We start from the raw sequence: 24,083 nt of genomic DNA, 5'->3' as shown, positions 1-24,083 counted from the left end.
GGTGACACGATCCTTAATGGCACCCCATTTTCGGTGGGTACTACGGCGACCCCCAAACCCCTCGTTGTTCGTGATTACGAAGAGGGCCGCAACCTCATTCGAGGCTCTTACCCGCCTCCACGATCAGCTCGAGCAGATCATCTCCGCGGCCGAGGGCTTCGGCGGCCCGGCCGAGGGCGGTTAGCTTCTCGGCATCCCAGACGGGGAGGTCGAACATGCGCTGCCAGTTCGGCGGGGACATTACCTCGGCGACGGGAAGTAGTTCCGCCCAAGCGTTTTCGCGATGCACCGATTCGACCATGTGGGTCAGGACCTCATCGCTCATCCCGGCGGTCGCGTCGGCCACCCTGCCGAGCGTCTTATCGCTGAGGAACTGCATGAACGTGAACGCTTCTATGAAGCGGTCCTGCTCGTGCGCGGACTGGAGCATGGCGCGAATACGATCGTCCGGCAACTGGGAGAGCACCACCTCGAATCGGTCTGCGACCGAATCCAATTCGGCATGGAACCCGACCTGGAGCATGTCCTCTGCCCGGTCGATATGGGGCACCACATTCAGCAGTTGCCGATCGGTGGCGGCCACCAGGAACCGGGCCAGGGTCACATAGTCCTCGCGCCGGGGGTCGCGGCGTCCGGATCCACGTAAGGCGCGAGATCGGCGAGGAAATCCACGGGTACATGCCCGATGAGCCCCACCGCACGCTCCGGGGTGAGTGAACTGGCGATCATCCCGCACAGCATAGGCCCGAAGTACCGGGTCGCGATAGCGATGGCGAGCGAATTCGGCACCAGCGCACTGACTTTCGCCAGCCGCTGGAACATGGGCCGGTAGGGCGCGTCCAGCGAGCGGTGCATGCGCTGGCGCACCCGCCGGATGGCGGTCGGATCACTGTCGAGTAGGAAGGCGAGGTTCTCCGGCGCGGTATCGAGTTCGCGTGCCAGTTTCACCACTTCCGCACGGGCCGCCAGATTCGTCATTACCGCCTCAGGAGAACAGCATGCGGCGCACCGCGGAGCGCACCAGCGATGGCACTACGGTGAGCCCTTGATCGATGGCGGCGCTCAAATCGCGTTCACGTTTATCGCGGGCATGTTCGAACGCGGTGCGCAGTACGGCGTAGTGGTCCTCGTAGAGATCACCGAGCGCGGCGAGATCGGCGCGCGGCACACGACTGGCATCATGCAGTCGATCGATCTCCGACACGATCTTCAGCGTAACCGAATTGCCTTGCCGCGAATCGGGTTTCGCAAGGGCCGCAGCCCCTGCGCGATGAGCTCGGCAATCGCCTGGTGCTCATCCGCGCGCAATGCGGGCAGCGTCGCCGACAGCGATTCCAGCACGCCCATCCACGGAGAACCGGCCTCGCGCAACGCCATTCGCATGACCTCGATACCCGCACGATGCTCGCTCAACAACCGTTCGCCCGGTTCGGGGAAGGCGGCGGCGAATTCCAGCACCACGGCGAGATGATCGGAGAGTTCACCGTTGTCCAGCACGAGTCCGGGTGTCCGATACAGCTGTTTGAACCGCTTGGGATGACCGAAGGTCTCGATATATTCGGTCGCCAATGCCAGCGGCACACCACGCTCGAGATGATTCAGCAGCGGCTGCAGGGGCGCGCCGATCGGCTCCGGCAGTGCCGCCACGGTGCGGCACAGCAGTGACAGCGAATCCAGCAGTCCCTCATCGGGATACGCGAGCAGTCGCGACTGCACCTGCCAGGCCCCGGATCGCATCGAGTCGGTGAGGTTCACTTACGGTGCCTCCCGTCGACTTGCTCGGTATCGGCAAATATCTGGGAATTGGTGCGTATGTGGGGTGTCAGAGGGTCGCGCCCACGCCACTGCGCTCGAATCGCGCCGACGTCCAGATCTCGGTGACCCCCAGTGCGACCGTGAACAATCCGACCGCCACCGACAGCGAGACCACCGATTCGAACGGCCCCACCGCGACCACCATGCCAACACCCGCCGTCACCAGCCCGACGACCTCCTGCCAACCCGACCCCACGAACTCGTCCGACCAGGCCGCCGTAATCGCCACCACCACCCCGCGAACCATCCACCCCATACCGATCCACAAGGCCAGCAACAACACCCACTGCCCACTATTGATGCACCACAATGCCAGCAACAACGTGGTAACCCCGGCAATGAACTGCAACACCTTCAACGCGGTAGCGACATGCGCGCCGAACGCCACAATCAACTCCACCGCCGCGGTCGCCAGCAACACCAGCCCGCACAACGTCCCCTCCACCATCACGGATTTGTCCGGCCACACCGCCAAGGTGATCCCGACCCCCACCGAGCACACACCTGTGACCAGCAGTGCCTGCCAAGCCCAGTCGGCAAACACCGCGGTGCGCCCCTCGATCCGATTGGTGGGCATAGCCGAATTGTATGACCGATAAGTTCAAATAGCCGCCGGACAGACACATTCCGCACGTCAGCACCGCGCGCCGCCGTCCAAGTCAGGGGGTGATGCTTGCGAAGACGCCTCGTATGGTGACGCCGTCAGCGGTCGACCATGGTGCTTCCACCCTGGTCGCGGGCGAGGTGTCCGGGGTGATGATGCGGTGGAGTCGGATTACCTGGTGATCGGCGGCGAAGGCGATCTCGGTCCAGCGGGTGGTATCGGTGGCCGAAGCTGTATCGAATCCGGTTGTGGGCGAGTTGAATCCGGCGGTCAGGACCGTCACCGAGGAGTCGATGGTGTCGCTTTCGTTGCGGTCCTGTGGCTGGGCGTCGCCGGACAGGAGGCGGGCGAGCTGTTCCACGAATACCGGGTCGTGGGGTGCGTCGTAGAACCAGCGCTTGCCGAGGACGCCGTGCTCGGAGGTGCCGATCAGGGCGTCGTCGGCACCGTCCAGGGGTGCACCGCGATATGTCATGGGGGTCAGATACGCGACCGGGGTGAGGCCGGAAGTATCTGCCACCACGACGAATTCGATACCGACCTCGCCTGCCGGATCGTCCAGGCGGAAACCGCCGCCTGCCCGTTCGAATCGCGGCGCCACACCGCCTTCGAACCAGGGCCGGGTCGGGAGCCAGGCCGCCAGCAAGTCGAGTTTGCCGGGGACCAGGGTGGTGTCGTAAACGAGGGCCATGGGGTCAGCTTGGCATGGCCGCCCGGGGATCCGCTCAGCGGAGCTTGCGGAAGAAATCGCGGAGGTCGGCGGTGAGCAGGTCGGGGGTTTCCATCGCGGCGAAATGGCCGCCACGCTCGAATTCGGACCAGTGCACGACGGTGTTCTGCTTCTCCGCGACGCCGCGAATCGTGTTGTTGCCCGGGAAGACTGCCACGCCGGTGGGGACACCCGAGTCGGGCAGCTCCACACCCCAGTGACCGGACTCCTTGTACAGGCGCATCGATGAACCGATGGTATTGGTGAACCAGAGCGTCGCGATATTGGTCAGCAGCATGTCGCGATCGATGGCGGCGTCCGGGGTCGGCTCGGCAGGATCGCTGAAGGTATTGACGACATCGAGGACCCACGCGAGCAGGCCCGCCGGGGAATCCGAGACAGCGGGAGCCAGCGTCTGCGGGCGAGTGGAGTGGATGCCCGCGTATCCGGAGGTCTCCTTACTGCTCCAATCCCGCAGGGCGGCCAGCTTCTCCTGATCGCTTGCGCTGTAAGCGGATCCGTCATCACCCCAAGCCGGGATAGTAATGGGGTCATTGAGATGGATACCCGCCAGATGCTCGGCATCAATACGACCCAACTGCGGGACGATGAAGGAACCGGCATCGCCACCCTGCGCGCCGTATCGGGTATACCCCAGGGCCGCCATGAGTTTCGCGATCAGCTCGGCACTGCGCTCGGTGGCGGCCTCCCCCGGCCGCTTCGTGGGCCCGGAGAACCCGAACCCCGGCAGGGTCGGAATCACCAGGTGGTAGGCGTCTTCCGCGAGTCCGCCATGCGCGACGGGATCGGTGAGCGGCCCGATCACCTCGGTGAAATCCTGGAACGGCCAACCGTGCACCAGTACCAACGGCAGCGCGTCCGGCTGCGCCGAGCGAACATGCAGGAAGTGCATCCGCTGCCCATCGATCTCGGTTACGAACTGCGGGAAGCGATTCAACGCCGCCTCCCTGGTCCGCCAGTCGAACCCCGTACGCCAGTAGTCGGCGAGTTCGCGAACATAACCCGTCGGAATCCCGTAACTCCACTCCACACCGGGCAGCTCATCCGGCCAGCGAGTGGCGGCGAGGCGGGCGTTGAGATCGTCGATCGCGGCGGATGGGATATCGATGCGGAAGGGCTCGAAACTGGTCATGTCCTAAACGGTAGGAACGAAGTAGGTCAGTGCTTGTCCTAGCTCGACAATGTATCGGTCGACTGTCGGTGCGAGGATGTTCAATAGAGGAATGACCGAGGGTGGGGCGCAGGTTCAGGTCTACGCATCAGTGGTGGAATTCGTCGAGAACTATCTCAGCCTGGTGTACCGGCGCGATGTGACCGACAGTCGACGGCGCGTCTGGTGCCCCGAGTGGTGGAAACATGCCGAGGCCATGGCGCGGCTCGATGGCATCTGGCGGGCTTGGGAGTATCTGCGGCGGGACGGGCATACCGGGTTGAGCGTCTGGTTCCTCGATCACGCCGACCCGCAAATGCGCCAACTGTTCGATTCGGAGGGCCCATTCAAGTTCTGCTCGCCGGTGAACGGGCATTCGGATCGGCTCCCTCCATTGCCGTCGACATCGCCGCCGCAGGGCATCTTCGACTCTGTCAGGTGGCGGTGAGCGAGTGTTCGGCAGCGGTCTCGGCGACCCGATACTCGAACCAGGTTGCGTCACAGTGACGTTCGCGAAGACGCTCTCGGCGTGTTGGGGTGCGAAGTCGGCTCGGCACTGCCACCGCGAAGCCAGGCGCTCTAGGCTGTAATGAGCGTCTCAGGCGGCCGCAGTGCAGCGGCCCTTGCGAAGGGATCAGCATTGTGACCACCGCGTACCCACCAGGCCCCTGGTTGCCGAAGATCGTGCAGACGACACTTTACGCGAAGTGGCGTGGTGCGCTATTGCATTGGTCGGCCCGCAAGTACGGCGATGCTTTCACCCTGAATCTGATCCCGCCGTACTCGGAGAAGGTGGTGGTGTTCTCCCGGCCCGAACACATTCGGGAGATCTTCGCCGCCGATCCGGCGGATCTGCACGCGGGCGAGGGCAATCGGCTGCTGGTGCACATTATGGGTGAGCATTCGCTACTGCTCACCGATGAGGCCGAGCATGCCCGCGCCCGGCGACTGCTCATGCCCGCATTCGCCGGATCCTCACTGCGCGGCTACCGCACCCTGGTCGAGGCCATTGCCAAGACCCATGTGGATCGCTGGGGGCCCGGTTCGACCGTGCACACCCTGGACCGGATGAACGAGCTCACCCTCGACGTCATCATGCAGGTGGTCTTCGGTATGGCCGATGAACGCCGTCGCGGTGAGCTCGCACCGCGCCTGCGCCGGATCGTGAATGTCAATCCGATCATCTTCCTCGGCTGGAAGTATCCGTGGCTGGAGGGGCGCGGGCCGTGGAAGCGCTTCCGCGACAATCAGAATGCGATGAACGAGCTGCTCTACAGCGAGATCACCCAGCGCCGTGCCCATCCGGACCTCGATCAGCGGGCCGATGTGCTGTCCCGGCTGCTCGCGGTCGGCTCGGGTGAGAACCCTTCCGACGCACCGCTTTCCGATGAGGAGCTGCGCGATCAACTGATCACGCTACTGCTCGCCGGTCATGAGACCACCGCCTCCGCGCTGTCCTGGGCCTGCCATGAACTCGCCGTGCATCCGCAGGTGCAGGAGTCCGCCCGCCGGGCCGCACACGACGGCGATGAAAAATACCTCGAGGCGGTACTCAAGGAGTCCATGCGCCGCCGCACCGTCATTGCCGCCACCGGCCGCATGCTCACCCGCGATATGACCATCGGCGGGCAGTCGCTACCGCGCGGTGCGGTCGTCTCCACCTCGATTCTGCTGGCGCACAGTCGCACCGACAGCTTCCCGGACGGCACCGAATTCCGTCCCGAACGCTTCCTCGACGGTTCGGTTGCCCCCAATACCTGGCTACCCTTCGGCGGCGGGGTGCGTCGCTGCATCGGCGCGGGCTTCTCACTCATGGAGGGCACCGCCGTGCTGCGCGAAATCCTGACCCGCTACCAACTCTCCCTACCCGCGGGAGTCACGGGCGAGAGCTCTCGCATCCGGAATATCACCCACGTGCCCGCCCACGGCGCACCGGTGCAGGTCACCCTACTCTGAGCAACTAGGAGGCGCGGACCGGAACAGGGTTGTGCCGGGGGAATTCGACGCCGGCTCTGGTGAATTCGGAGCAGTCGGGGCAGTCCGCGATCACCGGATGGCTGCATTCGGTCAGGTGCTCGAGGAAGCGGTCGGTCGTGCGCAGTAACTCGACCTGCCGCTGAATCTCGGCGCGCTTGTCATTGATCAGCCCCCGCCGATCGTCGCACCCGGCGAGGCCGAGCTGCCGAATCTGGTGCAGCGACAACCCTGTTCGCTGCAACAGGCGAATGATCCGCGCAACATCCAAGGTATTGGGGTCGTAGCTGCGATGCCCGGAGGGGCTGCGCGGCGGATTGAGCAGCCCGACCGATTCCCAGTGCCGCAGCACATGCGCCTCGATCCCGAGCGCGGCCGCGGCATCGCCGATCCGCATATCCTGCGCGGTAGTCACAATTCGCCTCTTTACTTCATGTCGACGTGAAGTTTTAGCCTTCCAGCACCCCGGCGAAAGACGCTCGCCGGGCACCGTGAACGGAGAGTGCAACCGATGTCGAACCCCGTGCGTTCCCCCAGTCTCGCCCAGTGCTGCGCCGCGGCAACAGGTCTGCTGTCCGGTCTGGTGCGCCCGCGCCCCGTCGACGAGCGTTTTCTGCGTTCGATCACCGATGCGGGCCTGCCCACCCCGAGTCGCACCGTGCGGGTGACGGCCCTCGATCAGGCCCCGCGCTCGGTGCCGACGGCCATGGTGGTGGAGGGCACCTTCCAGCCCCGCCGCATCACCAATTCACTGACCACCTTCGTCGTGCGGCACCCGGACGCGACCTTCCTGGTGGACCCGAGCGTCTGTCTGGACGCCGAGCATCGCGCCATCGCCCAGCTTCCGTCGGCCTTGCGCCGCGTGGTCCGCCCGCCCGCCGAGACACTCGCGACGATTACCGCGCTGGGCCTCGAACCCGATTTGCCCGCACCGGATTTCGCCCTGCCCACGCACGCGCACTGGGATCATGTGTGCGGACTCCTCGACCTGCCCGGGCTACCCATTCACCTGCACCGCCCCGAACACGAATGGATCAGCGCGGGACCGGTCGCACCGGTCGGCGGCGTCCGGGATTCGCTCCTCGACCGTCCCATGGTCGAATTCGAGCTGGACGGCCCACCCGTACTCACCTTCACCCGCAGCCGAGATCTGTTCGGCGACGGCAGCATTGTGCTGGTGGATCTGGCGGGTCACACGCCCGGCAGTATCGGCATCCTCGCGCATACCGAGCGCGGCTGGATTCTGCTGGCGGGCGATGCGGCCTGGCATGAACTGCAGGTCGAGAAGATCCGCCAAAAGTCGGCCTTCCCAGGCAATTTCGTCGACGAGAACCGCGACGAGGCGTTCAAGACTCTGCATCGACTACACCTGGCGCGCACCTTCGCCACCGTCATTCCCACCCATGACCATGATGCGACCCGACAGCTGAACCGGACTACTGCGGTGCGGTAACCGGGTGAATCTGCAAGTGGCAGGAGTCGATTCGAGCGATGACGGTCACCGTGTCGGTGGTATTCGGCGCGGTGACACGGAGATCGGTATACGTGGCGCACTGATTGCCATCGGAATTGAAGGCCACACCCTCGATGATCGCCTGCGCGCCGTGCTCGCTGTCCAGCAGCACGGTCGGCGGGTTATCATCGCCGGGCGGCAGACCGCCCATGTATCCGCGCGGGGTGCGCTCGGCGTGCAGCAGCGGGCCGCCGGCCCCGGTATCCACGCCGGGATATCCGATCAGAGTGCAGGAGCGGCTGTCCCGCGCGACCGAAAAGTTCAGGCGGACACCGCGATGGCCCATGCCCGGCGACATGATGGTCGCGTCGACCACGACCTGACCATTGCCACACGGGCCGGGCGTATTCGCGTTCACCGAGGGTGAGGTTTGCGGGACGGAGGTTGGAGCGTCAGTGGTCGCCGGGGTAGCTGCGGGCGTTGGAATCAAGCTGCTCGTAGGTGTGGCCGAAGGTTGCCCCGAATCGTTGGAACCACTCGCGCAGCCGGTCACTCCCAGCAGTGCGCAACAGGCCGCCACCCCCGCGTATCGTGCTGTCCTGGAACCCATTTCCACCACTCCCCTCCTGTGTAGTCGGCGATATTCCCATTGTCGTCCCCTATGCACCCGATGTTGCGGGCGCGGATCGGACACCGCCAGTACGGTGAAGAAATGGATATCACCGTTCGTCAGGCGCAACGATCGGATATTCCGGAGCTGGGTCGGGTGCTCGGACTCGCCTTCGCCGATGATCCGATCATCTCCTGGCTGCTCCCCGATGACGCGTCGCGAATTCGGCGCGCCGCCACCATGTTCGCCACGCTGGCCCGGCACGACCGCATCGACCACGGCGGTATCGATGTCGCGATCGACGACTCCGGCGCCATGGTCGGCGCGGCCATATGGGTGCCGCCGGGCTACTCGGGTGATCGCAGTAACCTGCGCGCTCTACCCGGATTGATTCGCGCCTTCGGCACGCGTCTACTTGCCGCTGGGAAATTGGGCGAAAAGATGGCCGCCGCACATCCGCATGATCAGCCGCACTGGTACCTGGCCTTCATCGGCACCCTGCCGACGACCCGCGGCAAGGGGTACGGCGAGGCGTTGCTGAAGGCCCGCCTGGATCTCTGCGATGCCGAGCGCATTCCGGCGTATCTGGAGTCCAGCAAGCCCGGCAATATCCCGTACTACGAGCGATTCGGCTTCGAGGTCACCGATGAGCTCGATGTCACCGGCGGCGGTCCGCTGATGTGGAAGATGTGGCGCGAGCCCCGCACCTGACACGCCGTCCGCTCAACCAGGCGGTATCCGAATCGAACGTTACGATCGGCCAGGTCGACCGACGTACCGTTCACCACAAAGGAGTTGGTCATGGGTCTGATCGCCGGGGTGATCGGTTGGCTGCTGACGGCATTCGTGCTGCTGATGCTGGCCCGGATGGTGCTGGACTGGGTCGCGGTCGCGGGCAATCTGCCGGAGTGGGGATTGAAGGCGCGCAGCTTCGCCCATAAATGGACCGAACCGGTGATCGCTCCCGTGCGCCGGGTGCTGCCGCCGCTGCGTGCGGGCGGACTGGCCATCGATCTCGCGTTCACGATCGTGTTCATCCTCGCGCTGGTGCTGCGCTCGGTCGCCTTCGGCTTGGCGTAGCGTGCAAACGATCCGGGCTGGTGAGATCACCAACCCGGATCGACGAAATGCTTTATGCCCGTAGGTAATAGCGCGTCAGGGCTTGCGTGCCAGCCCCGCTACGATCATTTCTTCCCAATCGGTGAGCACATGCTCGCCCTTACCGGGCGCCGGGCGCCATTTCGCGCACGGGACAATGCCCGGGTCGAGAATCTCCAGGTCACCGTAGAAGGACCGGATATCCTCATCGGTGCGCCAACTGCCGCGGCCGAACGCCTCCAGGATCTTGCGTTCGGTGGCTTGGGCCTCGCGGGTGCCGCCGGTGCGGAAATGCGAGATGTAGATGCGGCTTTCGGACGGGATCTGATCGGTCCAGAACTTCACCACGCCCGCGGGATCCTCGTCGTCCTCCAGGAAGCTCAGTGTGACGGCGAAGAGAATCCCGACCGGCTGCTCGAAATCGATGAGTCGCTGCACCGCCGGGTGTTCGCGAATCCACGCGGTCTTGCCGACATCACCCTCGATCGCGTCGATACCTTCGTCGACGGCGAGCAGGGCGCGACCGTGCGCGACCACGAACGGATCATTGTCCACGTAGACGACCTTGGCATCGGGATGCACGCGGCGCGCTACGTCGTGGACGTTCTCGGTCGCGGGCAGGCCACAACCCATATCGATGAACTGGCGAATGCCATCGGAGGCCATGCTGTGCACAGCGCGGAGGACGGCTTCGCGGTTGGTAATCGCGAGCTGCTCGGAACCGGGCAGATCACCCATGAAGTAGTCGCCGACGTTCTTGTCGACGCCGTAGTTGTCTCGTCCACCGAGTACGTAGCTGTACACGCGCGCCACACTCGGCCGGGATTGCCGTGCTCGCATGGCGTTGATATTCAAGTGACACCCCTTTACTTTCCGTGCCCCGGCGGTCACCGGTCCACGGGTAGTCCTGTCGGCCAGAACCTTTGATTGAAGATCATTGCAGATCGGGTCCGCGCGGAGCGCTCTTTCCTTCCTGACGATACCGCCGTTTGCCCTCCGAAATCTCCCGCATTGCTGCACGTTCCGATGTCTTTTCACATGTTGCGGACGGTCACGCGTGCACCGAAACGTGACGAACCAGACGGTCATTCACCAACCGTGCTCTTATCGGCCACCGAACGGCGTACGGCCACAAGCGCATCCAGTTGCTGCTCGGCACGCTCGGCACGCGCGAGGATCTGCTGCCGGGCATCATCGAGTGCGGCGATGCGGGCGGTCGCCTCGCTGCGCGCGTGGTCCAGGGTCGCCGCGGCCTCCGCGCGCAGAGCGGAGATGTCAGCGGCGGCGGTTTGCCGAGCGGTCGCGGACTCGGCGCGCGAACGCTCCAGCTCCGCCCGCGCCCGGCCCAACTCGTCCCGGGTCTCGGCGACCGCCTGATTGCGTTCGACCACAGCCTGTTCCGCGCGCTCGATGGCGCGCTCGGCATCCGCGGCCCGCTGCACCGCCAGATCCCGTTCGGCCGCCGCGGCGGTGATCCGCTGGCTACTGTCCCGGCGCACCTGCTCCACCTCGGCGGCGGTCTTGGATCGAGCCAGTTCGATCTCCTCGGTTGCCTGCTGCCGAGCCCGCTCCACATCCTCCTGCGCCTCGCGCCGCACCGTCCGCACCTCCGCCTCGGCCTCGGTGCGCGCGGCGAACACATCATCGGCGGCCTGCTTGGTGATCCGCTCCACCTCACGCAGCGCGTCATCACGCGAACTCGATGCCTCGCCGATCCGAGCCTCCGCCTCTTCGGCGGCATTCCCGGCATCCTCCGCCGCCGATTCCGCTGCCGCCCTGGCCTCTTCGGCCTCGCGCCGCGCCCGCTCTGCCGCCACGGTCGCCATCTCTGCCTCGGCGATCCGCCGCGCTGCATCCGCCCGCACCGCCTGGACCTGCGCCTCCGCCACGGAAGGATCTGCCAGAGTGGACAATTCGGCCACCGCCCCCGACAGTGTGTTCCCCAACTGATCGGCGAGCGTCCGGAACTGAATCAGCAACTCATCGGCCCGCATTCGAGCCACGGTCACCGGACCCTGTTGCGTCACAGTGACGTTCGTCGCCGGTACCTCGACCTCCTCCTGCAACCGCCGCTGCCGCTCCCGCCACGCCCTCCATCGCGTGTGATCGGGATGCTCACAGTATTCCGACGGCCGCCCCGGCCCCCCGCCCCTGGTAATCGGTTTCGTGCACCCCGGGTAGTTACAAACGCTCGACATTGCCAAATCGTAGCGTTGGTTTCGTCAAATCCAACGGAACAACACGAAACGAATCCTCTTGTGCCCTAAATCAACCGCCGCCGTTCTGACCGCCGATAAGTGAACGTTATCGGCGGTCAGGCTCGCACATTCCCCCGCTCAACCTCGATTTCTAATACGTTTAGTTTGGTCACATCCAACGAAACGTAACCACAACGGAACTCCTCAAAAACTGTGCACCCCTGTGATCGGACCTGTCAGTTCTCAACTGATCTGTCGGAGTCTCATGGAATCTGTCGTACATGTGGCGTGTTCTCATCTGATCTGTCGGAAACGACCCTTTGATCTTGTGAACTCGCGACGATGGACCGGTGCTGAGCGTGCCTGCGGACCAATGGGGTCCGGGCCGGGGCATGGACGCCGACGAGTTCGAGGCCGCGTTCGTGTCGGGGTCCGGGCAGGAGCGGCGAGTCCGGTGGCAGGGGCTACCTGCGGTCGTGGGTGAGATCGCTGGTCCAGTTCGTTCGTTCCGGTCACATCGCGGTCAGCGCAATTTTCCTGGCTGGTACTAATCGGCGGCGATGGGCAGACGCGTCGGTTTCGAGTCGTGGGTCGAGCGAGATCATTTGGTGGCGCTGGACTTCGATCCCGATGTGATCGGTGTCGTGTCGCAGCCGTTCTGGCTGGTGTGGCGGCAGGACGGAAACAAGCAGCGTCGGCATGCACCGGACTTCTTGGTGCGAATGACTGGTTCGCGATGGTTGGTCCTGGATTCTCGGCCGGCGGAGTTGATCAGGGATCGGGATCGAGCGGCGTTCGCGGCGATGTCGCATGCGTGCGCGGCGGTGGGCTGGAGCTATGCCGTGTGGGATCGGCTGGATCCGGTGCTGGTAGCGAATCATCGCTGGTTGGGGGGCTATCGCCATCCCCGCTGTTTCGACGGGTCGGTGGCGGGCGAGCTTCTGGAAACGTTCACGCGGCCAAGGCCGTTGATGGACGGGGCTGAGGCGGTGGGCGATCCGCTGCGCACGTTGCCGGTCCTTTATCACCTGCTCTGGCGGCACTGGTTGGTCGCGGACCTGTCGGTGGTGTTGTCGCATCGCACTGCCGTGGGCGTCTCACCGAAGTTGTCGGATCTGTCGGATACGGCGCAGGGACCCTCGCACAGCGAGGCGGGCTGGTGATGCTGGAGCGGCCGGGCGTGCTCACCGTTGGTGACCGGGTGGTCTTCGGCGGTTTCGCGCATGCGGTGGTCGCGATCTCGGGGACCAAGATTCGGTTGCTGTCCGACAGTGGTGAGGCGAGCGTGGTCGCTCTGCCATTCCTGCTGGCGGCAGAGGATTTCGAGCTGGTGGGCTCGGCTCCACTGCCCAAGATCGAACCGAGAGGGCTGCTCGAGTCTTTGCCGGAGAAGGCGCTCGCGGAAGCCAGGGATTGGGAACGTCACGTGATGGAGGTCGAGACCGGGCTACCGCCCGGCGCGCCCGATGGCGCGCAGCCGCGACCGCAATTCGATCCGGCGACAGCGGTTGTCACCGATCGCGAGAAGGCCAAGGCAGTCGAGTTGAAAGTGAGCACTCGGACCGTTCAGCGTATGCGACGCCGATACCGTGATCAGGGATTGTGGGGTCTGGTCGATTCACGATACGTCCGGCTGTTGGAACCGACCGGGCAGGTCGATCCGCGCGTGGTCGCCGCAGCGACAGCGGTGATCGCCGCGCAAACCCACACCTCGACCGGCACCAAATCGCGTGTGATCGAGCAGGTTCGGCGGTTACTCGACGACGAGCACGGGCCCGGAGCAGTGCGGTTGCCGTCGAAAGCGACGTGCTATCGCCTGCCGGAAGTGCTGGCGGTTGGTCGACACACGTTCGGGTCGGCGGTGACTCGGCGCCAGACGGCGAACAAACCCGACCGGGTTTACACCCCGACCGCTGCGGCGCGGCCCGGAGAGTTGGTGCATCTGGACACGACTCCGCTGGATGTGATGGCGGTGATGGACGATGGGGTCCTCGGTCGCGCCGAGTTGGTGCTGGCGGTCGATATCGCTACCCGCACCATTTGCGCGGGGGTTCTGCGGCCGGTCGGCGCGAAATCAGTTGATGCGGCGTTGATTCTGGCACGCATGATGGTCCCCGAGCCGATGCGGCCGGGCTGGGATCAGGCGTTGGCGATGTCGGCGTCTCGGATTCCCTACCAGCGGCTGGTGTCGCTGGATGCGCGGATGGCACTGGCTGCAGCCAAACCGGTGATCGTTCCGGATACGGTGGTTGTCGACCACGGAAAGGTCTTCATTTCGGAGGTGTTCTCCCGCGCTGCGGACACCCTGGGCATCTCGGTTCAGCCCGCCCACGAGTTGACCGCGACCGACAAGGCGATCGTCGAGCGCACCTTCGGATCGATCAATACCCTGTTCTGTCAGCATGCTTCTGGCTACACCGGCCGCGATGTCACCCGCAGGGGCAAGGACGTCGAAGACCGCGCCGTTTGGCCGCTGGCGGACCTGCAAGAGTTGTTCGACGAATGGGTTCTGGCCGGATGGCAGACCCGTCCGCACGATGGTCTGCGGCATCCGTTCACCCCGAACCAGAACGCCTCACCCAACGACACCTACGCGGCGCTGATCGCTGCCGCCGGCTACGTCCCGGTCACCCTGTCCAGAACGGACTACATCGAGTTGCTGCCCGCGCACTGGCGGTCGATCAGCGACGCGGGCGTTCAGATCGACTACCGCACCTACAACAGCAACGAACTTCGGGTCTGCGCAGGTCAAAGCTCCGGGATCACGTCCAAGGGCGGACGCTGGGAAGTGCATTACGACCCTTATGACGTTTCGCGGGTTTGGGTTCGCAACCACCGCGGCCACGGATGGTTCACCGTTCCCTGGACCCACCAGAGCATCGTCCGGCAGCCTTTCGCCGACTTCACCTGGCGGGCGGCACGCAAACTCGCCGCGCAGCGCGGCGTCGACGATGCCAACGAAATGGCCGTCGCGGTCATACTGGCCGCGCTTCTACGCCGCGCCGAGGTTGGACCCGATACCAGCCGTCCGCTGGCCCGCACTGCCTCCACGCGGGCCATGACCAATCACCTTCCCGCCGAACTGGTCTCCGAGGTCGGGCGCTGGCCCACCGCGATTCCAGGACCTCCGCCGCGACCGGCGCTCGCATCAAGCGAAGCGGCCGACGACAGCGACGGCTCGACGGTGATCGAGGCTGACGGCGTCGAGGTCGTTCCCTTCGGCCTGCTAGATCCCTTCGATGAGCGGGAAGGACGCTGGTGACCTCCCTACAGCTGGACGCGCGGCACCCGCTGGCGACCAAGGAAGGATGGTCGTTATTTGTCGGGCAAGCCAATCCCGAACCACCCCAACTACTGTCGGACAACGACCTCGAGAAAATCGACGATCTCGAGCGGGATCTCTACAACGAAGCCCGCCAGGACTACCACTCCTCGCTGCTGCTGGTCGCTACACCCGATATCCGCAAGATCATTCACACCGGCCAGAAATTGATCGTCAACAACCGTGGCAAGCAACTCGGCCGCCGCGGCCTACTGATCTCCGGAGCCAGCGGGACCGGCAAGTCCACCTCGATCACCCAGTTGGGCAAGCGATTCCAACTCGACTTCGAACGCCGCAACCCGGGCATCCCCGATCGCATCCCGGTCGTCTATATCCTGATCCCTCCTGACGCCGACCCGAAATCCCTTGCCGCGGAGTTGGCGGTGTTTCTCGGACTGCCCGTCGGTCGCTTCGATGGCCCCCAAACCTTGGCGCACGCGGTTGCGGCCGTGATGCGCCGGGCGGGAACGAGACTCGTCCTAGTCGATGAGATCCACCGCCTGGATCTATCCACGAAACGCGGAAAAGTGGCCTCTGATCAGCTGAAATACTTCTTCGATACCGTCTCGGCGACCTTCGTCTATTCCGGATTGGACCTCGAGGAAACCAACCTGTTCTCCGGAGTTCGCGGGCGTCAGATCGCCGGCCGGTTCATCCCGGTCAGCACTGCCGCGTTCTCCTACAACACCATTGCCGCGAAAAACGATTGGATGAAACTTGTCGCGACGATGGAGCAATCACTGCGGCTGCATCGTCACAAGGTCGGCGCTCTCCTGGATTGGGCCTCCTATCTCCATGCTCGCACCGGCGGCATGATCGGCAGCCTTGATCAGCTCGTTTACACGAAGCGGCCAACGATGCCATCAGCGACGGCGCCGAGAAGGTCACCAAAGCTCACCTGGAAGCGGTGATCCTCGATATCGCCGCAGGCAATCAATACGAACCTCGCCGGAAGCCACGGGAATGAGCCCCGGTCTCTGGCAGCAACCAGCGATGTCACTTCCCTTCCAGGTCCGCCCAGTTGGCGGCGAAACCACCCTGTCCTATGTCTTCCGGCTCGCCAACGCCAATGACGTCATCGCCCCCACCACGTTGCTGCGCGCCATCGCTGAGCCTGCCCGCAATCAGAATCTGCACCAGTTCCTGCTGCGCGACCGCACCGAGATCAAGCTCAATCACGCTGCCCAGCTACGGCTTGCGCACTTCGCCGGGATGCCGCTTGAACGGCTGCGCCGCAGCTTGCCGTTACCCTGCCTCGCTGACAATCCATCCGAAAGCCAGTCGCCGCGCACAGCAACCCAGGGGATCGGATCGCGAACCCGCGACCACTGCGCATTCTGCTGCGCTCGAATCCCGGGAAACCCTCCGATTCAGGTCTACGTGACGCATGCCTCGATCATTTGCCGACGGCACCGTCGATGGCTCGGCACTCGATTCGAGCGAGTTCAGATCGACCTTTCCGGGTCTCCGGAGATTCTCACCGCATACCGTCGCCGCGACAGACTCTTTCGTGCTGAGGAGAATCAGCGCTGGGTCGACACACAGTTCACTGCCGCGCAGACGATCGCCCGGGCATGGTCCCGCATCACGGACTCGTTCTGGCACACGCCTCTGACCCGACGCTGGGAAGCACGATCGGCTGTTTTCGCTTCTGCGGGACAGGACCGCGCCCCTGCATCGCTGATCATGATGCCCGAAACCATGGTCATCGCCGAGGCGATCTGCGATCCGATCTGGCGCCGTCAACTCGCTACCGCTGAGCACTACTACCAGCAGAAGCGTTTCTACGACCACGTGATCGAACAGCTCGGCCTACGGCGCGGCGCGGCCTACGCCTTCAGCGCCTACAACGATCCGCTGCGAGAATGGGTCGAACAGCATCGCCTTCAGCACCGAAGCACCTACAGCACCACGAAGACCTACGCCACCAAAAAGCGGCGGACTAGACGATAAGAACACCCAGAATCCGCCACATCAGATCAGATCAGAGGGCCAGGAACCATGCTCCACAGCTTCAGATGCGAAGTGACATGCACCCCTGGACTTCCGGCCAGTTCTTGTGACTTCTTGTGATTTCTCAGCCCATCTGGCGGATTTCTCACGTGTGCAGCGGAGCACTGGCGCCCTGCCCGGCGCTGGGCGTCTCGCGGTAACGATCGTACGAGCATCGGTGTTCACCGCAGCTGCTGCTCGGCGATCACGGCCCAGTCGTCCGCTTCACGGCCGTCGGCGATTGCCTGGTCGAACACGCCTCTGAGCAGTTCGCCGAACGGCAGGGAGACCGCTTGATCGGCTGCTGCCTCCAGGGCGAGGTGGAGGTCCTTGCGCCCGAGTGCTGTGGTGAATCCGGCCGGCTGGTATCTGCGCTGCGCGATCATCGATCCATATCCGGAGTAGACGGGTCCAGGAAAGAGGGTCGAAGCCAGCAGCTCGACGAACTGACCCGGGTCGGCGCCAGCCGCGTCGGCGACGCTGACCGCCTCCCCTAGCGACTGGATCGCGCAGGCGATCAGGTAGTTGCCCAGGACCTTGGCGGTGTTGGCCTGCTCGGGCCGCTCGCCCAGGCGCCAGGTGCGCGATCCGATCGCGTCGAAGAACGGCTGAACTCGGTCAATGAGCCCGGGCTCTCCGGCGGCGAGGATGTTCAACGCACCGGCCTCCGCGACGCTGACCCGGCCGAACACCGGCGCAGCGACATAGCCGATCCCGTGCGCGGCGTGCGCCTCTGCGGCCCGGCGGGCCAGTCCAACGCTCACTGTGGCCACGTTGACGTGGACCGCCCCAGGTCGAGCCTGGTCCAGGACCCCGGAGTCCAGGAAAGCCTCCGCGAAGGCGGTGTCGTTGGGCAGGACCGAGAACACCACCGGGCACCGGAGGGCCTCCGCGACGGATGCGACGCGGAGGGCGCCGGTCTGCGCGAGTTCTTCCGCAGGCCCCGCTGAACGGTTCCACACCACGGTCTCATGGCCTGCCCGCACCAGATTGCGCGCGATCGCCCGCCCCATCCCGCCCAGACCAATGACCGCAACCTCGCCCATCGCACAACCTCCACAGTGTGAACCTTCTAAGACGGTTCACACTATGGCAGGAGTCGACGCCCATGTCGAACCGTCTAAGATGGTTCAGGTAGGTCCATGGTGGTACATGCGGAAAGGGGCGTGATCGTGGAGGCCCGTCGACTATTCCGGCTGGACAACGAGGTGCTCGCGTTCCGCTTCACCGCCACGGTGAGCGACCGGGCCGGCACGGAGCCCCTGGAGCGGCTCTTCAACCCCGGCCGGTTCGAGCTCTGGTTGCATGCCGCGGGGCTTGACGTGCCTGACGTCTCGCCCGCCGAGCTCCGGTATGCGCTAACCCTGAGAGAAGCGATCTACCGTGCGGGGCTGGCCGTGGCGGCCACCCAACGCCCCGATCCGAGTGACGCGGCGATCCTGAACGGGGCCGCGGCCGCAGGGCAGCCAAGGCCCGGCCTCGAGAACGGCCTCGCAGTCTGGCATCTCGGCAAACAAGCGCCGGTAGCGGACGCACTCGGAGTGCTTGCCGCCGACGCCATCCAAATACTCGGAGGCCCCGACCGCAGCCGGATCAAAACATGCGAAGGCCCCGGCTGCGCCGGCCTCTTTCTCGACACCAGTCGCGGCACAAACCGCCGCTGGTGCTCAATGAACACCTGCGGCAATAGGGTCAAGAAGGCCCGGCTCGCCGACAAATAGCGACTACAGGGAACCGACCTTCTCGCAAGTGGGTCGATCGATCTATGAATTTGACCGACCCTGGATGACGGAACAGGTGATCGGATATCTCTACTCAACCTCCCTACCGCTTGGCCGGCGGCTCGGCGACCACCGCGCCGAGTTCGAGCAAGAAGTCGCCGACACCCTGCACGCCAGTGTTCGTACCACTTTCCACCGCTACCAATAGATCTCGGCCCAGCCAACCGACCGTCATAGTTTGCGGGTCGCCGGCATCAGAAGTCATCAACGAATCCAGCAGACCGCCCTCCCGTCTTCAACGAAGGTTGACCTGAAATCCGCCACTTCGGATGAGAAGCTATGACTGACGACAGCGAGGCAGAAGGTGGCGACCCGCAGATCAGGCGCTCCCGCTGCGCCAGTTCATCTGAGAACCGACAGGACCGCACTGCACGCGGAATCGTTCACCGATCGTGTCGAGGGTCTGCCGGTTATGTTCCCGGTCGCGCCGATGGGTCCGAGCGAAATGCGCCACGTCGCTCATACGCCGGTGTATCGGATACCACCGGTCGAAATCGACGCCACACCGCAGGAACACCGACGGTCCGAGCGAGTCATAGACGAGGCTCAGATTGTGTAGGTGCAGCGCCATGGCCGTGTACGCGAGTGGGGCGGCCGTTGCGGTCTTCGTCCGCAGCTCGTCTGAATCAACCGCGTACAGCGGCAACTCCCGGAGCTTGTCCCGAAACATCAGGTGAGTGAGGAAGTACCCGCTGAACGAGAGGAATCCGAATGTCGCCGAACGTGTTTGAATCGAAAGCACCGAGCCGCTGGGCGACACGTAAGGCTCATAGGGTGTGCTCGTGTGCAGCAGGTAACCGGTGCAGTTCACGATCCAGCTGTCGGCTGCGGTCACCGCGGTATCACCGCTGCGAAACGTCAACTCGACCGCACCATCGCGGTCCGCCGCATCCTGGAGGTGGTCCATGACCACCGTATTCAGGCCCTGCTGAATGGTCCGCTGCTCCGCTTCAGACAACAGGCCCACGAAGAAGTTACTCGCTTGCGGGGTCACGGACAGTCCGACGGTGGCCAGCAGCCAATCCTGGACCTCGGACTCATTGGTTCCATCGAAATGGCGTGCGACGTCGATGAACAGACGGTTCGGCATGACGCCGCCCCACCAGCGGCGTGCCCCGGGCGGCACCATCCGATCGCGATTGAGGAAGATGGTCCCGGGCCCCGCAACCAGGTTCACTTCCCGGCCCGGGCAGGTCGCCATCAGTGCCGAGGCGGTGTCCATCGCGGTCTTACCACCGCCGATGATCCAGACCGGTGTGTCACTACGGGCCATTTCTCCGGTCCGCACGTCGCAGTAATTGGGTGACACCGAGTGCACCCGACTGCTCGACACAGGTATCGGGTCCATCGGCGCGACATTGGTACCGAACGCCTTGATCAGCTTGGTCGCCATGATTACGAACGGCGTGCCATCCGGGCCGGTGCAGGTGATACGCACACCGCTCTCGGTCTCCTCGTGCGACTGGTAATCGCAGCCGAAGTACTTCTCGACCTGAACGCGTTGTTCGATGACCCGCACGCAGTGCGCACAATGCTCCAGTACCTCGCTCCGGGTCGCGAGGTAGGACCGATCCTTGTGGATCGTCCACTTGATGTCGCCCGCGGTGAACAGTGAATGAGGTTGGTCCAGCCGAACATACGGATATGTGTCGACCCACATCCCGCCGGCCTGCGGGTGCCGGTCCACCAGGATGATCCTTTGATCACGGCTCAGGTAACGGCTCGCGACGAATAAGGCATTCAGCCCCGCGATCCCGGCGCCTATGACGCACACATCGCAGGAATGCGTAGCCATCGGATTCAAGTCGGGTGGTTTCATCGCAAACTCCCTGCTACCGATCATGGAACCACCGGTAGCGATTGTCAACGAACGGCGAACGGCCGTTAGTCCTTCATTGGTGGACGCAGAGTCGCACCGCCGACCATCGGTGCAGAAACAAAAGCCAGGGTGATCCGAACCGCGGCCAGCGCGGGGTTGATCAACCCACCAGGAAGGTGAGAAGACCATGACCACTGCCCCCAAGCCCGCGCTGAAGCGTGCCGTAATGGTCGCTTCGGCGTTTGCGCTCGCCGCCGGCGCGCTTCAGATCGGCACGGCTCCGGCGTACGCCGTGGCGGGTCCGACCACGAAGTACGAGTGCCGTGATGTGCAGACTCCCGGCAGCCTTTTCCCCGGTGACGAAGTGGCGTGCACGCTCACCGTGAGCACCGCCGGGAACGACTCGTTCACCAATGTTGTTGCCGAAGTGACCATTCCGAACAGCACGGTCTACCAAACCGGCGGGACTCGGCAGGGTACGCAGAAGGTCGTCTTCAATCTGGGCGAGATCACCAAGGCCAAGAGCGGATCCGCCACCCTCACCGTTATGGTCGACGGCCAAACACCCGCGAAGACCGCCATTTCCAGTGATGCGGTGGTCAAGGGCTTCGCGCCGAACGGCGCGTTCGACACGACCGCGGCATCCAATACCCTCACCACCACGACAACCGGTACCGGGCAGGGCGGTGCGAAGCTGACCGCCAAGGAAGACCGCGCCTCGGTGAATACCTTCGGCCGGGCCGAGACCCCCGTCTCCGATCTGGTCGACGCACCGGCCGGGGTCACCCCCAAGATCGTGCAGGTAACCAGCGCCGAACCCAAGAAGGGCTACGTCGGGTTCTCGATCATCGACAATGGCCAGAAGATCGCCTGGACCGCGAATTGCACTGCGACGGCAAAGGAGAAGACCGAATCCTTCACCGTCAAGATCACGGCCACTGGTCAGGCCCCCGTCGAGGCGAAAGTGACAGTCCTGCTCGGAAACAACGTGGCAAACCAGGGATTCGCGCCTCCTGCTGATTGCGCCCCGCAGCCCTGACATTCCCCCGAACCGCGCATGCGGACTTCGGATGACACGGTCGGTGCGGCTCCTCGAAGCCGCACCGACCGTGCCTTGTGCTGCGCATATTCCGAACATGCTGTGGCGCAGCGTGTTCGGCCCGCTGCGGGCAGGCCCCGGCCGCCGGATCGTCTGACCGCGTCACGACCGGACGAGTTCCTCCTCGCGTGTCGCGACCACAGGCCGGTACAGGCAGACGAAGAACAGTGTGAAGCCGACGGTCATGAGGATGTGGCCGCCACCTGCCAGGTGCGACAGCGGATTGCTCTCGGAATGCCCTTGCACGGTGCGGATCCCGATGATGGTCATGGTCGTCACGGTCCACAGGACACCGACGTTGTAGGTCCAGAAGAACCAGCGATACAGCCTTCCGGAAGACAGGGTGAACTGTTTCTCCAACCCGATGACGATCAGGAAGAACAGCGTGCCCAGCGCCAGCAGGTGGGTGTGCGTGACCGCGAGCTCGGTCTTTCCCGTGAAATTGTGGGACTTGGTGAAGTCGCGATAGAACAACCCGGCCACCAGACCGAGCACGGTATACAAGACTGCCGCGTAATAGAGCTGTTTCATCGAGTTCCCTTGTCGCGTACGTGGATCGGTCGACGGCGAAAGGGATGAAGCGGATCGCTGCGTCTATCGCCTGAGGAATTTCTGTTCATCACTCGACTACTCGGCGCCGCGACTGGTGAAGTCGAAGGATCCGCCGTCGATGCCCCAGGAGATGACCCGTTCGGGGTGAATTCGGATGATCGCGCGCTCCTGAGGCGGGAACGGTGGCTCCTCGTCATCGAGCGCCTCGGCCGTGCCGCGTACCTCGATGCCACGAATCACGTACGGCTCCAAGGAAACCTGCTGGTCTATGACGAACGACACCCGGCTGTCCGCCTCGACATTGCGGTACTTCCGACTACCCCGCATCCCCATGCCCCCGATGTCGATCGTGCCGTCGGCGTTCACCCGATAGCCGGTCGGATTGTTCTGCACAACGCCGTCGGGCGATACCGTGGCCAGCCGCCCGATCCCGGCCTCCGCGAGAAACTGCTGTTCGTTGATGGTGAAGGTCATGTCAGTTACCCCTCGGTGAATTCAGGTGTGTCCCCGGCGATCAGCCGGAAGTTGTCGGGTGCGGAAAGCGCAAGCTGTGTTGCCTGCCGCGTCCCGCGCGTCTTGCGTCGTGGCATGGGCCTTTCAGCTTCCCTTCTCAATTCTAGCAGTGATAGAAACCAGAGCAACGGTAACATTCATCCGCTACCTTGTCTAGCTGTGCTAGATTTCCGCAGGACCTGAAGGTAGTTGCCAAGGTGCGCATGGCAAATGCCGCGCGCAGCACCGCATCGCCCCAGTTCTCCTCGGCAGCACGCGCGTAGGAGCCGCTGAACAATCCTCACCTGGTACGCGCAGCTCGCCGCTCTCTCATTTATGTGGCGGGTACTGGCTGATTTCTCAGACACCTGGCAGCCGGAAAATCAGATGCTCCCCCGCAGCGACCGACGGTAACGTCGCCCGATGGTCGGACTCCCAAGGCGGCAAACGGTTTCGGCGCTCGGGAGACACTTGGGCGGAGTTCGAACGCGCTTGACGATGGCGGTGGGCGCGCTCGGTATTGCCACCTCGGGCGTATTCATCGCCCTCGCGGGCGTCTCCCCCGCGACCGCCACCTTCTTCCGCTGTGCGCTGGCCTTGCCCATCCTGTGGCCGCTCGCACGCATGGAACGTCGTCGGGAAGGCCCACCACATCGGCGGCACGGCATGGTCGCGACGCTGGCCGGGGTGCTGTTCGCTGCGGACGCACTGCTGTGGACGCAAGCGGTTTTCGAAGTCGGGGCCGGGCTGACTGCGGTACTTGTGAACGCGCAGGTCGTCATCGTCCCGGTGCTGGCCCTGCTCATCGACCGCGAGCCGATTTCGCGCACATACCGGCTGATGCTGCCGCTCATGGTCGGTGGAATCCTGCTCACCGCAGGCGTTTTCGAGTCGGTCCCCACCGGCACCGACCCACTCCGAGGCGCAGTCCACGCCCTGCTCGCCGCGCTCTGCTACGCGGTATTCCTCTTCCTACTCCGCCGCACCGCGCATGCCGGACCGCCGGTGCAGTCCTACTTCGTCATCTGCGTTTCCGCAGCGACCGTCGCGGCATTGTGGCGAGGAATGGTCTTCGCCCCGGGGTGGCCCGCCCTGGGCTGGCTCGCATTGACTGCCGCGTGTGGCCAACTCATCGGCTGGCTTGCCGTCGCCCTCGCCGCGCCCGCGCTGAGCAGCACGGTGAGCGCCGCCATCCTCATGCTGGTCCCGGTCGGCGCGCTCGCGCTGGCGGCGCTCATCCTCGGTGAAAACCCAACGGGGCTTCAACTATTCGGATGTGCCTTGATGCTCGCCGGCGCCTACACGGCGGCGACGCGGGGCTATCGCGATCAATCGGCAGGTTGATCAGGATCGGCGCCAATTGGCCTCGCAGCCGAGGCTGGGCGATGGGTAAC

At 64.3% G+C, this 24,083-nt stretch carries 28 protein-coding genes; 12 read left to right on the top strand and 16 right to left on the bottom strand.

Going from position 1 to position 24,083, the window contains the following annotated elements; genetic code table 11:
* Positions 1-94 precede the first annotated feature (94 nt).
* From GFY24_RS24500 to GFY24_RS24470, 7 genes are all read right to left on the bottom strand, one after another.
* Positions 95-604: a hypothetical protein gene (locus tag GFY24_RS24500; protein WP_153807451.1), complete on the bottom strand. Its 510-nt coding sequence runs from the start codon at positions 602-604 to the stop codon at positions 95-97.
* Positions 601-978 carry a hypothetical protein gene (locus GFY24_RS24495; RefSeq protein WP_153807450.1) on the bottom strand — a complete coding sequence of 126 codons (378 nt, stop codon included), beginning with the start codon at positions 976-978 and terminating at the stop codon, positions 601-603. The genes GFY24_RS24500 and GFY24_RS24495 overlap by 4 nt, the downstream gene beginning before the upstream one ends.
* A 7-nt stretch (positions 979-985) precedes the next feature.
* Positions 986-1,204 (bottom strand): hypothetical protein, encoded by a 219-nt coding sequence (locus GFY24_RS24490; RefSeq protein WP_153807449.1) that lies wholly within the window; start codon positions 1,202-1,204, stop codon positions 986-988.
* A gap of 5 nt (positions 1,205-1,209) precedes the next feature.
* The gene (locus GFY24_RS24485; RefSeq protein ID WP_153807448.1) at positions 1,210-1,755 is read right to left on the bottom strand and encodes a nitrate reductase molybdenum cofactor assembly chaperone; all 546 of its coding nucleotides are present in this window, start codon (positions 1,753-1,755) and stop codon (positions 1,210-1,212) included.
* Between the two features lie 67 nt (positions 1,756-1,822).
* Entirely contained in the window at positions 1,823-2,392 is a 570-nt protein-coding gene (locus GFY24_RS43035; RefSeq protein WP_153807447.1) for a DUF308 domain-containing protein, read from the bottom strand.
* Positions 2,393-2,474: 82 nt separating this feature from the next.
* On the bottom strand, positions 2,475-3,110 hold the full coding sequence (locus GFY24_RS24475) for a 1,4-alpha-glucan branching protein (RefSeq protein WP_153807446.1): 636 nt from the start codon (positions 3,108-3,110) through the stop codon (positions 2,475-2,477).
* A gap of 34 nt (positions 3,111-3,144) precedes the next feature.
* Positions 3,145-4,281, bottom strand: coding sequence for an epoxide hydrolase family protein (locus GFY24_RS24470; protein ID WP_153807445.1), 1,137 nt, complete (start codon positions 4,279-4,281; stop codon positions 3,145-3,147).
* A gap of 91 nt (positions 4,282-4,372) precedes the next feature.
* Between GFY24_RS24470 and GFY24_RS24465 the strand changes: the two genes are divergently transcribed.
* Complete coding sequence (locus tag GFY24_RS24465; RefSeq protein ID WP_153807444.1) at positions 4,373-4,747, top strand: DUF4913 domain-containing protein; 375 nt, start codon at positions 4,373-4,375, stop codon at positions 4,745-4,747.
* A gap of 194 nt (positions 4,748-4,941) precedes the next feature.
* Positions 4,942-6,255 carry a cytochrome P450 gene (locus GFY24_RS24460; protein ID WP_309231280.1) on the top strand — a complete coding sequence of 438 codons (1,314 nt, stop codon included), beginning with the start codon at positions 4,942-4,944 and terminating at the stop codon, positions 6,253-6,255.
* A gap of 4 nt (positions 6,256-6,259) precedes the next feature.
* Here GFY24_RS24460 and GFY24_RS24455 read toward each other — a convergent pair whose 3' ends face one another.
* Complete coding sequence (locus GFY24_RS24455) at positions 6,260-6,688, bottom strand: MerR family transcriptional regulator (RefSeq protein WP_153807443.1); 429 nt, start codon at positions 6,686-6,688, stop codon at positions 6,260-6,262.
* 96 nt (positions 6,689-6,784) lie between these two features.
* Between GFY24_RS24455 and GFY24_RS24450 the strand changes: the two genes are divergently transcribed.
* Positions 6,785-7,726, top strand: coding sequence for an MBL fold metallo-hydrolase (locus tag GFY24_RS24450; RefSeq protein ID WP_153807442.1), 942 nt, complete (start codon positions 6,785-6,787; stop codon positions 7,724-7,726).
* Here the strand turns inward: GFY24_RS24450 and GFY24_RS24445 are convergent.
* On the bottom strand, positions 7,710-8,144 hold the full coding sequence (locus GFY24_RS24445; protein ID WP_309231279.1) for a DUF4232 domain-containing protein: 435 nt from the start codon (positions 8,142-8,144) through the stop codon (positions 7,710-7,712). The genes GFY24_RS24450 and GFY24_RS24445 overlap by 17 nt on opposite strands.
* Before the next feature lie 294 nt (positions 8,145-8,438).
* Between GFY24_RS24445 and GFY24_RS24440 the strand changes: the two genes are divergently transcribed.
* Positions 8,439-9,047 carry a GNAT family N-acetyltransferase gene (locus GFY24_RS24440; RefSeq protein ID WP_153807440.1) on the top strand — a complete coding sequence of 203 codons (609 nt, stop codon included), beginning with the start codon at positions 8,439-8,441 and terminating at the stop codon, positions 9,045-9,047.
* Positions 9,048-9,137: 90 nt separating this feature from the next.
* Positions 9,138-9,416 (top strand): YggT family protein, encoded by a 279-nt coding sequence (locus GFY24_RS24435; protein ID WP_153807439.1) that lies wholly within the window; start codon positions 9,138-9,140, stop codon positions 9,414-9,416.
* Positions 9,417-9,491: 75 nt separating this feature from the next.
* Here the strand turns inward: GFY24_RS24435 and GFY24_RS24430 are convergent, their stop codons facing one another.
* Positions 9,492-10,274, bottom strand: a complete 783-nt coding sequence (locus GFY24_RS24430) for an SAM-dependent methyltransferase (protein WP_153807438.1) — start codon at positions 10,272-10,274, stop codon at positions 9,492-9,494.
* A gap of 245 nt (positions 10,275-10,519) precedes the next feature.
* A complete protein-coding gene (locus GFY24_RS24425; RefSeq protein WP_309231278.1) occupies positions 10,520-11,461 on the bottom strand; it encodes a hypothetical protein in 942 nt (313 codons plus the stop codon).
* Between the two features lie 731 nt (positions 11,462-12,192).
* Between GFY24_RS24425 and GFY24_RS24420 the strand changes: the two genes are divergently transcribed.
* The 4 genes from GFY24_RS24420 to GFY24_RS24405 all read left to right on the top strand — a co-directional run bounded on the left by GFY24_RS24420 (position 12,193) and on the right by GFY24_RS24405 (position 16,907).
* Positions 12,193-12,795: a TnsA-like heteromeric transposase endonuclease subunit gene (locus GFY24_RS24420; RefSeq protein WP_228566612.1), complete on the top strand. Its 603-nt coding sequence runs from the start codon at positions 12,193-12,195 to the stop codon at positions 12,793-12,795.
* Positions 12,795-14,894 carry a Mu transposase C-terminal domain-containing protein gene (locus tag GFY24_RS24415; RefSeq protein ID WP_153807552.1) on the top strand — a complete coding sequence of 700 codons (2,100 nt, stop codon included), beginning with the start codon at positions 12,795-12,797 and terminating at the stop codon, positions 14,892-14,894. The genes GFY24_RS24420 and GFY24_RS24415 overlap by 1 nt, the downstream gene beginning before the upstream one ends.
* Complete coding sequence (locus GFY24_RS24410) at positions 14,891-15,865, top strand: ATP-binding protein (RefSeq protein WP_309231277.1); 975 nt, start codon at positions 14,891-14,893, stop codon at positions 15,863-15,865. Before GFY24_RS24415 ends, GFY24_RS24410 begins: the two co-directional genes overlap by 4 nt.
* Positions 15,866-15,947: 82 nt before the next feature.
* Entirely contained in the window at positions 15,948-16,907 is a 960-nt protein-coding gene (locus GFY24_RS24405) for a TniQ family protein (protein ID WP_194853006.1), read from the top strand.
* A 221-nt stretch (positions 16,908-17,128) separates the two neighbouring features.
* Here GFY24_RS24405 and GFY24_RS24400 read toward each other — a convergent pair whose 3' ends face one another.
* Positions 17,129-17,992, bottom strand: coding sequence for an NAD(P)-dependent oxidoreductase (locus tag GFY24_RS24400; RefSeq protein ID WP_153807436.1), 864 nt, complete (start codon positions 17,990-17,992; stop codon positions 17,129-17,131).
* 96 nt (positions 17,993-18,088) lie between these two features.
* Between GFY24_RS24400 and GFY24_RS24395 the strand changes: the two genes are divergently transcribed.
* Entirely contained in the window at positions 18,089-18,667 is a 579-nt protein-coding gene (locus GFY24_RS24395; RefSeq protein WP_153807435.1) for a CGNR zinc finger domain-containing protein, read from the top strand.
* Positions 18,668-18,770: 103 nt separating this feature from the next.
* Here the strand turns inward: GFY24_RS24395 and GFY24_RS24390 are convergent, their stop codons facing one another.
* Both GFY24_RS24390 and GFY24_RS24385 read right to left on the bottom strand, forming a co-directional pair.
* Positions 18,771-18,932, bottom strand: coding sequence for a hypothetical protein (locus GFY24_RS24390; protein WP_153807434.1), 162 nt, complete (start codon positions 18,930-18,932; stop codon positions 18,771-18,773).
* A 114-nt stretch (positions 18,933-19,046) separates the two neighbouring features.
* The gene (locus GFY24_RS24385; RefSeq protein WP_153807433.1) at positions 19,047-20,546 is read right to left on the bottom strand and encodes an FAD-dependent oxidoreductase; all 1,500 of its coding nucleotides are present in this window, start codon (positions 20,544-20,546) and stop codon (positions 19,047-19,049) included.
* Between the two features lie 187 nt (positions 20,547-20,733).
* On the opposite strand from GFY24_RS24385, the gene GFY24_RS24380 reads away from it, so the two are divergent.
* A complete protein-coding gene (locus tag GFY24_RS24380; protein WP_153807432.1) occupies positions 20,734-21,585 on the top strand; it encodes a DUF11 domain-containing protein in 852 nt (283 codons plus the stop codon).
* 162 nt (positions 21,586-21,747) lie between these two features.
* Here GFY24_RS24380 and GFY24_RS24375 read toward each other — a convergent pair whose 3' ends face one another.
* Together GFY24_RS24375 and GFY24_RS24370 are read right to left on the bottom strand one after the other, a co-directional pair.
* Positions 21,748-22,176, bottom strand: coding sequence for a DUF2871 domain-containing protein (locus GFY24_RS24375; RefSeq protein WP_153807431.1), 429 nt, complete (start codon positions 22,174-22,176; stop codon positions 21,748-21,750).
* 96 nt (positions 22,177-22,272) lie between these two features.
* Complete coding sequence (locus tag GFY24_RS24370; RefSeq protein WP_153807430.1) at positions 22,273-22,671, bottom strand: PPOX class F420-dependent oxidoreductase; 399 nt, start codon at positions 22,669-22,671, stop codon at positions 22,273-22,275.
* A 516-nt stretch (positions 22,672-23,187) separates the two neighbouring features.
* Between GFY24_RS24370 and GFY24_RS24365 the strand changes: the two genes are divergently transcribed.
* Positions 23,188-24,033, top strand: coding sequence for a DMT family transporter (locus GFY24_RS24365; RefSeq protein WP_153807551.1), 846 nt, complete (start codon positions 23,188-23,190; stop codon positions 24,031-24,033).
* The last annotated feature ends 50 nt before the right edge of the window (positions 24,034-24,083 follow it).

The sequence above is a fragment of the Nocardia sp. SYP-A9097 genome (assembly GCF_009649815.1).
GTDB lineage: Bacteria > Actinomycetota > Actinomycetes > Mycobacteriales > Mycobacteriaceae > Nocardia.
Note: the sequence above shows the minus strand (reverse complement) of the source record. Positions and strands in the feature narration are given on the sequence as shown.